Source organism: Mesorhizobium sp. B3-2-1 (genome assembly GCF_006439515.1).
Lineage (GTDB): Bacteria > Pseudomonadota > Alphaproteobacteria > Rhizobiales > Rhizobiaceae > Mesorhizobium.
Genome location: NZ_VFTI01000021.1, coordinates 109340 through 119957, shown reverse-complemented (window position 1 = coordinate 119957; position 10618 = coordinate 109340). Strand labels below are relative to the sequence as shown.

Here is a 10618-nt window from a genome sequence, read left to right as displayed (position 1 = left end):
GGCGGCAGCTTGAGCCGCCACGCCGACAGCAAAGGCCGCCCCAAACAACGCGCCGTGACGAGGGTCGTCGCCGGCAGACACGTGAACGTGCAGGATTGGCCACCAGCGCCTGGCCGTAGGGATTGTGGCGCATGCCGATCGTGCAAGGTCCAAGCCAGATCGGCTTTCCCGGACACAGATGCCGCGCCGTCGCGATTACCGAGGGGTAAACGGTCAATGTCTCCATGACCGAAAGATCGTCGGCGGCATGGACGATGGCTGCGTTGCTGAAGAAGACGAAATCGGCGTCGCCGGTTGGTGGGTTTCGATTGAATTCGGTAAACAGGGAAGGGGATCCGGAACCTACGGAAGCGGCTATGCCGGCTGCCTTGAATGCATTCACCAGATCGCCGACCGGCCGTTCGCCTGCAGGCATCAAGTTCGACGCCCGCGTCTTGAACTCTCGCCTTGGTGAAATCAGGATGGCGCTTGGTTCGACGCCCGATGAATGGATCGCATCGACAATGATGTTCGCCTCGGCTCTTGGGTCGACGGCGTCCACGATCACCTCGATCGCCAGCCGGGCGCCGATCGAATCGGCAAGACTGGCCGCTTGGCCCAGCATTCGCTCGTCATGCCCGCGCGCACCATCGAAGCGGACAATGACCTCTTGTGCCAGGCCGAGCAACAAGGCTCCCGCCACGGCCGCGGGCAGATCGTCAGGGTCGAGGAACAAGGCCATGGCCGGCATCCGGCCGGCCGGTCCGCCTAGCGTCAGGGTTGCCTTGTCGGCGGTTTTGGGTTGGGCGGGCAACGCCTTGGTTTCGACGGAGACCACGATGCGCTGGACGTCCTTCGATCCCTTGGCGATGAGATAGGGCCGCGGCTTCGACAGAGGGCGGATGTAGGTTTTGAACGAGGCATCGGTCCAGTTGCGCTGGTCCTCCATCTCGAAGGCATCGCCTTCCATGGCGACGGTGCAGACCATGCCGGGCGTAGGCTCGTGCGTCAGCGCCCTGATGTCGAAAGCCGGCTGGTCGGGGCTGATAGGCTCCGGAAACATTGTCTCCTCGCTGCGGCCGTCGCTGTGGCCGATGGTCAGCCGCCGACCCGCAGCCTCGGACGGGTGGAGCACCACGAAACCAGTGCGATTGGTCGGAAAATCGGTGAGGGCGATGCCATGCGCCTCCATCGTCAGCTCACCGGAACCCTTGCCTGTGATTGTCATTCGGTAAGAAAAGCGGCCCTGTGGACCTGCGCACAGCCCGTCATAACCCACTTCGAACGCAGCCTGGCCCTCCGATATTCGGATGTTCGAAAGCTCGGGCTTATATGTTCCCCATGACGCATCCCGCGCCAGATAGTTGATGGCGCGGACCACCTCGATGCCGGCGAAGCGGATCGTCCGAAGATTGCCGTCTTCGAGGATCACGGTCAGTGGTCCGGCCGTGAGAGACCGGCGCTCGGCGACCGGCTCATTCGTGCCGAACAGTTCAAGGTCGCTGACACTCATGTCCGTTCCGCGATCTTGGCGTTTTCCCGGACCGTATAGGCAAGGACCGTCTTGCTGATCACCAGCTCACGCGACCGCTGGTCGAATCGACGGAAATGCTCCGAGGCGAGATGCAGGTCGAAGGCGGCGCGGTCCCGGTAAATCTCGTAGAGGAAGACATGCTTGGCCTCGGCCGCGTACTCGGGTGTCAGCACGTCGAAGCGCAGGCAGTCCGGCTCGAGTTCTACGGAAAGCGCTGCATTTTCGCTGACCAGCCGATGGAATTCGGAGAAGACGCCGTCGACGAGCTCGAACGCCACGGTGATCGCAAAGGCTGCGCCAACCTTGACTTTCGCCCGTGCCGGGGCGTCTCCGCGCGCTGCCGTCATTGCGCCCCCCGGGCTTTCGAGCGCGGCGCGCCCGCGCTTTCATTCAACTCTTCCGGAGCGACGGCGCGGTGTTCCACTGCCGCGCGGTATGCCGCATCAACCAGAGCGTAGGTTTTGAGGTTATCCTGCCCCGACGTATCGGCCCGCACGCCGCGCTGCAAGCAATCGAGAAGATGGCGGCAGGCAAGGAACGCGCCTTCCTGGGCGACGTGCCAACGAACGGTGGTCCATGAGCGCAGCGGTGAGCAAACGTTTTCCTCTGTCGTCACTCCGTTGCTGCTAACCCGCAGGCGCGAGCCCGGAAGTACAACAATTGAACCCTTGTCGCCCTCGATCTCCACCAGCGTTTCTGGGAACGGATCGGGGTCGCGCCGCGCCTCATAGGTGCATTCGACGACGCTGACGGAACCGCTGCGATGGCGCAGCAGCATCGTGGCTGTGTCCTCGGCCCGCACCTTGGGATTGCGGCGCTGGGTTTCGCACGAGATGCGCTCGACTTCACCCTGGAAGAAGCGTGCGAGGTCGAGCACGTGGATGCCGACATCGGCGATCGCCAGGCGTTCCTCATCATAGAAGTAGGGCTGCGTGCGATAAACATCGAAGCCGGTGCGAAACATTATGCGGGCCCAGCTCGGTGCGCCGATGGCGCCGCTGTCGATGACGCGGCGAACGTGGCGCATCGGCGTCTGGAAGCGGAAGTTCTCGTGAACCGCCAGCCACACCCCGGCCTTTTCGGCGGCTTCGACGATCGCAAGGCAGTCCTCCCAGGTCGGTGCGAACGGCTTCTGCACGATGGTGGCGATACCGCGCGAAATCGCCAGTTCGCAGAGCGCGCGGTGCGTATTATGGCGGGTGACGATGTCGACGGCATCGAGCCGGTCGCCTGCGAGCATCGTCGCCGCGTCCGTATAAAACGGAACACCGAATGCACGGCCAGCCGCTTCCGCCTTGCCGGTGTCGACATCGCAGACAGCGGCAAGCGCGGCGCCTTCGCTCGCGAGGTCCTGCCACGCATGCAGATGGTTCTGCGCGTAGAAGCCGCAGCCGATCACGCCGATCCGAATCGCCCCCCTCGCCATTTCTATCCCGCAACGATCGGAGTTCTGAGAATGCCGATGCCGTCGGCTTCGATCTCGACGATGTCGCCGGCCTTCATGAAGATCGGCGGCTTCTGGAAGATGCCGACGCCGGCCGGCGTTCCCGTCGATACGATGTCGCCGGGTTCGAGCGGGATGTATTGCGAGAGAAAGGAAATCAACAGCGGCAGTGAGAACAGCCAGTCCGAGGTGCTGCCATCCTGTAGGGTTTTGCCGTTCAGCCGCGTCTTCAGCGCCACGTTGTCGGGGTGGGGCATCGCGTCCGACGTTACGATGCACGGACCGATCGGAGAGAAGCCTGCGAAATTCTTGCCGATGGTGATCTGGTTGTCCTTGAACTGCACGTCACGTGCCGAAATGTCGTTGAGCAGCGTGTAGCCGAAGATCGCCGGCATCACGTCGGCTTCCCTAGCCTTGTGCAGCCTCTTGCCGATGACGGCGGAAAACTCCACCTCGTAGTCCATCTGCTCGGTTCTGACAGGCTTTTCGACCGGCATGTCAGGACCGACCACCGAGGTCGGCAGCTTGGTGAAGAAGAACGGCTCGGTCGGCATTTTCGCGTTGGGGTTTTCCTCGGCGTGGCCCTTGTAGTTGATGCCGGAGCACAGCACCTTGGCGGGCCGGATCGGCGCTTCGAGCGTCACGTCTGCCAACGCATAGCGCGGTGCCTCGGCGACGCCGGCGCGGATCTGGTCCAGCATCTTTTTGCCGCCGAGCACGATCTCCATCACGCTGCCGGCGATGCCGGCTTCAGTCAGGCATGCGACGTGATCGCCGTCGAGCACGCCGGCGTGATGGTCATGGCCTCCCTTACGATGGGAGAAAGTAACAAGCTTCATCTAGTCCTCCGAAATGAACAAGGCCTTGTGCAAAGCCATTGGATTGTCGGCGAGTGTTTGGAAGACGCCTGGAGCTTCGCCGAGCGCGAAGGAGCTTGCGATCTTCGGATAATGGATCTTGCCCGAGGCAAGCAGGGCCAGCGCCTCGGGAAAGCAGTCGACCGAAGCGCGCGAGCCGAGGATCGTCACTTCCTTGCGGGTGAAATCGAGGCCGGGATAGGTGATGCCCTGGCCCTTCTTGACCAGGCCGAGAATGACGATGCGTCCGCCGGCTGCGACGAGATCGATCGTCTCTTCCATCATCGTCGCAGCGCCCGTGGCCTCCATGACAACCGGCATGCCTTCGCCGTTGGTGATCTCAAGCACGCGTTCCAGAAGACCGGCACCGCCGGCAATTGATATGGCGCCGAGGTCGGCTGCCGTGGACAGGCGCTCACCCGAAAGATCTGTCGCGTAGACCTTTGCACCGACCGCGCGGGCCACCTCGACGATCGCCAAGCCGATCGGTCCGGCGCCAAGCACCAACACGGTATCCTCTGATGTGACCATGCCACGCCGGCAACCCTGCACGCCGATGGCCACCGGCTCCGCGAAGGCCGCCTCGAAGTGGCTGAGCGTCTCCGGCACCAAGTTGAGATTCTGCACCGGTGCCGTGACGAAATCGGCGAAGCCGCCTTCGCGATGCACGCCGACAATGGTGAGGTTGGCGCAGCAATTGCGCTTGCCAATCCGGCATGGGTAACAGTGGCCGCAACCGATGAACGGGTCGACGACGACGCGCGTGCCGATAGCTGGACCGGTGGCGTCGGCACCATAGGCTTCGACGACGCCGGCGATCTCGTGGCCGCCGATACGAGGATAGGTCACATAGGGGTTCTTCCCGGTATAGATGTAAAGGTCGCCGGCGCAAAGGCCGGCAGCTTTCACGCGAACCAACACCTCTCCGGCTCGCGGCTGCGGCTTCGGCGCCTCGGCCATGCGGATTGAAAAAGGTGCGTCGAAGATCGCTGCGCGCATCGCGTCAGGCCGCCTTGGCCGGCCGCAGGACCTTGCCGTCGCGGTCGAATTCGATCCAGTCACCGGCACGCAGCAGATAAGGGTCTGCGATCGCCTCGCCGCGCGCCTTGGCCTCGCGGTGATGCTTCATATAATCGGCGACGTCCTTGTCGCCATCGAGCTTGATGTAGTGGCACGGCAGCACAGTCTCGAGGCCAAGCCATTGGGTGGCGAGAACGCCCTCATAAGGGCTCATCTCACCGGTCAGCATTTCGCCCGGCATCGGATTGAGATGCAGGATCTCCTGCGGGTTGGCGATACCGATACAGCCGACATTCGGCTTGTAGAGTTCGGCCTGCAGCTTGAGGTCCGAGAAGATGGCGGTATCGCCGTAGTGGTAAAAGCGCAGATTGTCGTCGGCATAGACGATGAAGGCCATTGGCACACCGGAAATGAAGGAATTGTCCTTCAGCCTGATCTGCGACCAGTGATGGCATTCAAGCGGCTGGATCTCGATGCCGGCGACCTTGACGCGAATGCCCCAGGTCGTTGCGCGAATCTGGCTGGCCGGGATGCCGCGGTCCATGAGCCATGCCTTGACCTCGCCGCCGCAGACGACCGGGCAACCATATTTGGCGGCGATCTTGTCGGTATCGCCGAGATGGTCGAAGGCGGCGTGGCTGACGATGATCAGATCGACATGATCGAACTCGGTCGATTTCGTCGCCGCGCCGGGATTCTGATCCAGGAATGGATCGCACAGGATGCGCAGTCCGTCGCGGGTCAGGATTTCGTAGGCGGCGACGCCGTGAAAGCGCATGCGGGTGGTGGGATGAACCATGGTCAATCCGTCTTCTTTCTTTCGATGAGCAAGGGCAGGGTCGCGAAGCCGCGCCGGTCGCCTCTGGTTTTCCAGCGTGGCGCAACCGCAGGGTCGAGGGCCAGGCCAATTCCGGCCTCGATCAGACCCTCCAGGGTCAATGCGAATTCCATGCGGGCGACACCGGCGCCAGCGCAGAGATGCGGCCCTGCGCCAAAGGTGAGATGTCTGTTCGGCTTTCGGTCCAGGCGCAGTTCGTCAGGTGCCTCGAACGCGGCTGGATCGCGGTTGGCGGAGCCGAAACCAAGGGCGACTATGTCGCCAGCCTGGATCCGGCGTTCGTGCACGGTCAGGTCGTGCACGGCGTTGCGGCTGAAAATCTGGATCGGCGCGGAAAAGCGCAGGAATTCCTCGACCGCCGTCGGGATCAGGCTTGGCTCGGCGGCCAAGCGCGCCAAGCTGCCCGGATTTTCGGCGAGCCAATGCAGCATGACCGAGAGGCCGTCGGCGGTGGTCTCGAAACCGGCGCCGAAAACCACCGTCATGAAGGATCGTATCTGGCCGTCGTCGAGACTTTCGCCATCGATCTCGGCGGCCATCAGCATGCTGATGAAGTCGCCCGTCGGAGCCTCCCGGCGCGCCGCTATCAGCCCGTCGATATAGGCAACGAGATCGCGGCTCGCGGCCGCGCCGGCGACGGGATCGCTGACGTTGAACATTTTGGTGATCCAGCCGAGCCAATTTTTGGAATCAGCCAGCGGCACGTCGGTGAACGCGGCAAGCGAGGCGATCGCGACCGGCACGCAGAATTCGGCCACCGCGTCGGCGCTGCCTTTCTCCGCCATGCGTGCCAGGATCGACCGCGCGAGACTTCCGATGCGCGGCGTGATTTCCGCGACCCGTTCCGGCGTGAACACGGGACTGACTAGGGCTCGGTAGCGAGAATGGCGCGGCGGATCGATCTCAATCGGCAGCATTGGTTCGGTGCGCCGGGTGATGACCGGGATCGCGGTAACGCCAGCGACGCTCGACGTATAGTCGCGCCAGTTGATGGCGCCGGCGCGCACGTCCTCGTAGCGGGTCATGAGCCAGAATCCGCCATGCTTGTTGGAACGGGCGAGCGGACACTTGCGGCGCAACCTGTCATAGACGGCGAACGGATCGCGCAGGAACGCCGGATCGTGGATGTCCACGTCTTCCGGAATCGGCTGTTCGTTCATTGCTGCGGTATTCGACATGGTTTCGGGTCTTGCCAGATCAAGTTTGAATTGGCCGTCCCAGCGGCGGGAGATGACGCCGCCGGGCGCTTCTTGAGCCTTGAAGCAAGGCTCCGCGATGTCTGGCGCTCGGCCTATTTCACCTTCAGCGCAGTCAGCACCTTGTCGACGTTGTCCTTGGTTATCAGGATAACGCCCGTATCCAGCGAGTCCGGAATCGGACGGCCGCCTTCCTTCGCCGTCAGACCGGCCGACTTCAACGTGTTGGTGTTGTAGTCGTGGAGCAGCTTGACGGCGTAATAGATGAAGAGTTCGCGGTTCTGCACGACGATGCCGTCAACCCAGCCTTCCTTGGCCGACTTGAAGAAGTCCGGCGTCTGCTCCATTGCCGTCACCTTGATGTCGCCGGGGTTCTTACCGGCTTCACGCAGTGCGGTGACGATGCCGGCACCGGATTCGGAATCGAAACCGGCCAGCCCGGCGATGTCGGGATGGGCCGCCAGAATCGCCGCAGTCACCTGCGCCGCCTTCTGCGCATCGCCACCGTCATCTTCATTGGCGACGATGGTGTATTTGCCGCCACCATTGGCCTCGACATAGGCTTTGAAGCCGGCCACTGCTTCGCGCATGTTGCCGGCGTTGATGATCGACATCGACGCAACCTTGCCACCTTTCGGCAGCATTTCCATCAGCTTCTTGGCCTGGGCGACGCCGACCTGCGTCCAGTTCGTGCCGATATAGGCCAGACGGCCGGAGTCGGGCAGATCGCCATCATCGACGACCGTCGGCACGCCTTGCTCCAAGCACTTCTTGACGGATTCGGTCAGCGACGGATCCCAGCCGCCGACAACGGAGACACCGCTCGGCTTCTGCGCGCAGACCTGGTCGACGGCGGCGATGAAGCCGGGCACGTCGAAATCCGTCGGCCCGGCGACAATCACCTTAACGCCGAGTTCTTCAGCGATCCGTTTCATGCCGACATAGTCATACTGCACGAACAGCGGCAGGTTGGCCTTGTTGGAGATCCAGTAGTAGGTCTCCTTGGCGTCGGCCGGCCCGAAGGATGATTCCTGCGCGGTGGCCGGAAAAGTGTAGAGCAATGCGGTGGCAGCAAGTGCTGCGCCGGAAAGTATCGTTCTCACTATGGATTTCATGCCCGTTTCCTCCTGATGTTTTGTTGTCCCAGTTCCTGCATGTCATTCGGTTGAGCCGAATGCCTCCTCCCGTCCTCGCCTAAAGTCAGGCGCGGCCGCTGGTCTTGAAACGATCAAGCGAGACGGCGAACAGCAGGACCAGGCCCACCACCAGCCCCTGCCAGAACACGCCGATCGCATTGATGATCATGGCGTTCTCGATCAATGCGATGAAAAGCACGCCGAGAATGCCGCCGAGGATCGTGCCTTCGCCCCCCTTCAGGCTCGCGCCTCCGAGCACAGTGGCGGTGATGACCTTGAGCTCGATGCCGACGCCGGCGTTGACGACCGCGCTGTTGAGACGCGCCGCGCCCAGCACACCGGCAAGCCCCGCCAGCGCGCCCATGATGACGAAGCCGATCAGGATGAGCCGGTCCACGCGAATACCCGAAAGCTGGGCTGCGCGCGGATTGCCGCCGATGAAATAGAACTGCCGGAAGAAGCGCGTCCGCGCCACCAGCCAACCGCCGACGAGCACCAGCACCAGCATGGCCCAGAAAGGCGACTGGATCCTGAGCAACGGATCCGCGGCGCGTCCATATTCGGCGAAGGCATCGGTGATCGGGGTGACCCCGGTGCCGGCGGTGACGTAGGTCAAGCTGCGATAGATGGTGAGTGTGCCAAGGGTGGCAATCAAGGCGTTGATGCCGATGCGGGTGACGATCAGACCATTGACCAGGCCGCACAGAGCGCCAACCAGGATGCCGACCAGAACCGCAAACTCGGCCGGCCAGCCCCACCATCCTGCGACGACCGCCGCCCAGACGCCGGAGAAGGCCAGGGTCGATCCGACAGACAGGTCGAAAGTGCCACCGATCATCAATAGCATCATGCCGCAGACAAGAATGCCGACAGGTGCAAGATTGAGCAGCACGGCCCGCATGTTGGAGGCGGTTGGAAAATTGTTCGGGTAGACGATGCTCATCGCCAGTGCGAGCGCGATGACGAGCACGAAGAGCGTCAGTTCCCTGGAATCGGCAAGCCGCCGCACGATACGCACGAAAAGCTTTTCGCGCCGGGGTTCGACATTCTCGGCCATCGGTTGCGTAATCTGCATCGTCATGCCTCTGCCATTCCTGCTTGTTTGCGCACTTCGGCCACCGAAGCCGTGTATCTGGTGGCCAGCCGCAGCACCTGTTCTTCACTCGCCCCGTCGCCCGGCAGTTCGCCGACCGTCCGGCCTTCCGCCATCACCACGATGCGGTCGGCGAGCGCCAGTACTTCGGGGAGGTCCGAGGACACGACGAGCAGCGCGACGCCCTTGTCGGCGAGTGCCCGCAGAAGCCGGTAGATTTCAGAGCGTGCGCCGACATCGACGCCGCGCGTCGGTTCATCGACGATCAGCAGGCGCGGCTCCATCGCCAGCCATTTGGCGAGAAGCACTTTCTGCTGATTGCCGCCGGAGAGGTTGCCGACGATCTGGCGGACACTCGGCGTCGCGATGCGCAGCTCGTCGACGAAGGTCTTCGCCAGGGCCTCGGCCTTGCGGTTGGAGAAATTCGCGCCCGAGGAAACCTTGGAAAGAACCGTCGCGGCAAGGTTGTTGACGATATCCATGCCAAGGAACAGACCGGCTGCTTTGCGGTCTTCCGGGACCATGCCGATGCCGGCATGTTTGCCATCCCACGGACCTTTCGGATCGATCGATTTGCCGCCGATCCGGATCGAGCCGCCACGCCGGCGGCGCGCGCCAAAGATGGCCTCGCAAAATTCACTGCGGCCCGAACCAATGAGCCCAGCGAGGCAGACGATCTCGCCGGCCCGCACTGTGATCGATGCCGACCGCACCAGAGGCGGCGCGTCGACGCCTTCCGCCTCAAGCACGATGTCGCCGACCTTTCGCTTTGCGGCCGCACGTGAAAAATGCACATCGCGTCCGACCATCAGCCGAATCAGTTCGTCGGTCGATGTCTCGGCGACCTTGCGCGTTCCGGCATGCCTGCCATCCTTGAGCACGGTCACAGACTGGCAAAGCGCGAAAATCTCGGCGAGGCGGTGCGAAACGTAGATCACCGAAACGCCTTTGCCCGCCAACCGCCGCACCACATCGAATAGTTTTTCGGTTTCGGTCAGGGTCAATGCCGCGGTCGGTTCATCAAGGATCAATACCCGGAGGTCGCGCGACAGTGCCTTGGCGATCTCGACGATCTGGGCCTGCGCCGGTGAGAGAGTTGACACCTTGAGTGCCGGATCGATGGTGACGCCAAGCTGCGCGATCAGCATCCTTGCTCGATCGCGCATGGCTCGGACATCCACCTGGCCCAGCCATTGCGTTGGCTGCCGGCCAGCAAAAATGTTCTCTGCGACCGAAAGCTGCGGAACCAGTGAGCCTTCCTGATGGACGATGCCGATGCCGAGATCGCCCGCCGCTTTCTCATCGAGGTCGGCAATTTCGGCGCCGTCCACAAGAATGCTGCCCTGGTTGCGTGAATAGACACCGGCGACGATTTTGCCGAGGGTCGACTTGCCGGCACCGTTTTCGCCGAGTAGGGCGCGGATCTCACCGCCCTCGACGCTCATCGAGACATTGTCAAGCGCCCGCACGCCGGGAAAGAACTTGGAAAGGCCTTTGATTTCGAGCCGCGGCGCCATGGCG

At 62.7% G+C, this 10618-nt stretch carries 10 protein-coding genes; all 10 read right to left on the bottom strand.

Annotation, left to right across the window (positions count from 1 at the left end):
- Window positions 1-1492: hypothetical protein (locus tag FJW08_RS21450; RefSeq protein ID WP_246682480.1), on the bottom strand; the 1492-nt coding region annotated here is incomplete at its 3' end.
- Window positions 1489-1860, bottom strand: a complete 372-nt coding sequence (locus tag FJW08_RS21445) for an antibiotic biosynthesis monooxygenase (protein WP_140812180.1) — start codon at window positions 1858-1860, stop codon at window positions 1489-1491. The genes FJW08_RS21450 and FJW08_RS21445, both read right to left, overlap by 4 nt.
- Entirely contained in the window at window positions 1857-2939 is a 1083-nt protein-coding gene (locus FJW08_RS21440; protein WP_140812179.1) for a Gfo/Idh/MocA family oxidoreductase, read from the bottom strand. Before FJW08_RS21440 ends, FJW08_RS21445 begins: the two co-directional genes overlap by 4 nt.
- Window positions 2940-2941: 2 nt before the next feature.
- Entirely contained in the window at window positions 2942-3796 is an 855-nt protein-coding gene (locus FJW08_RS21435) for a fumarylacetoacetate hydrolase family protein (RefSeq protein ID WP_140812178.1), read from the bottom strand.
- Window positions 3797-4813, bottom strand: a complete 1017-nt coding sequence (locus tag FJW08_RS21430) for a zinc-binding alcohol dehydrogenase family protein (RefSeq protein ID WP_140812177.1) — start codon at window positions 4811-4813, stop codon at window positions 3797-3799.
- A gap of 4 nt (window positions 4814-4817) precedes the next feature.
- Window positions 4818-5633, bottom strand: a complete 816-nt coding sequence (locus tag FJW08_RS21425; protein ID WP_140812176.1) for an MBL fold metallo-hydrolase — start codon at window positions 5631-5633, stop codon at window positions 4818-4820.
- Window positions 5634-5635: 2 nt separating this feature from the next.
- Complete coding sequence (locus FJW08_RS21420; RefSeq protein ID WP_181183000.1) at window positions 5636-6832, bottom strand: cytochrome P450; 1197 nt, start codon at window positions 6830-6832, stop codon at window positions 5636-5638.
- Between the two features lie 131 nt (window positions 6833-6963).
- The gene (locus FJW08_RS21415) at window positions 6964-7983 is read right to left on the bottom strand and encodes a substrate-binding domain-containing protein (protein ID WP_140812174.1); all 1020 of its coding nucleotides are present in this window, start codon (window positions 7981-7983) and stop codon (window positions 6964-6966) included.
- A gap of 85 nt (window positions 7984-8068) precedes the next feature.
- Window positions 8069-9085: an ABC transporter permease gene (locus tag FJW08_RS21410; RefSeq protein ID WP_140812173.1), complete on the bottom strand. Its 1017-nt coding sequence runs from the start codon at window positions 9083-9085 to the stop codon at window positions 8069-8071.
- Window positions 9082-10614, bottom strand: a complete 1533-nt coding sequence (locus FJW08_RS21405; RefSeq protein ID WP_140812172.1) for a sugar ABC transporter ATP-binding protein — start codon at window positions 10612-10614, stop codon at window positions 9082-9084. Before FJW08_RS21405 ends, FJW08_RS21410 begins: the two co-directional genes overlap by 4 nt.
- Between the last annotated feature and the right edge of the window lie 4 nt (window positions 10615-10618).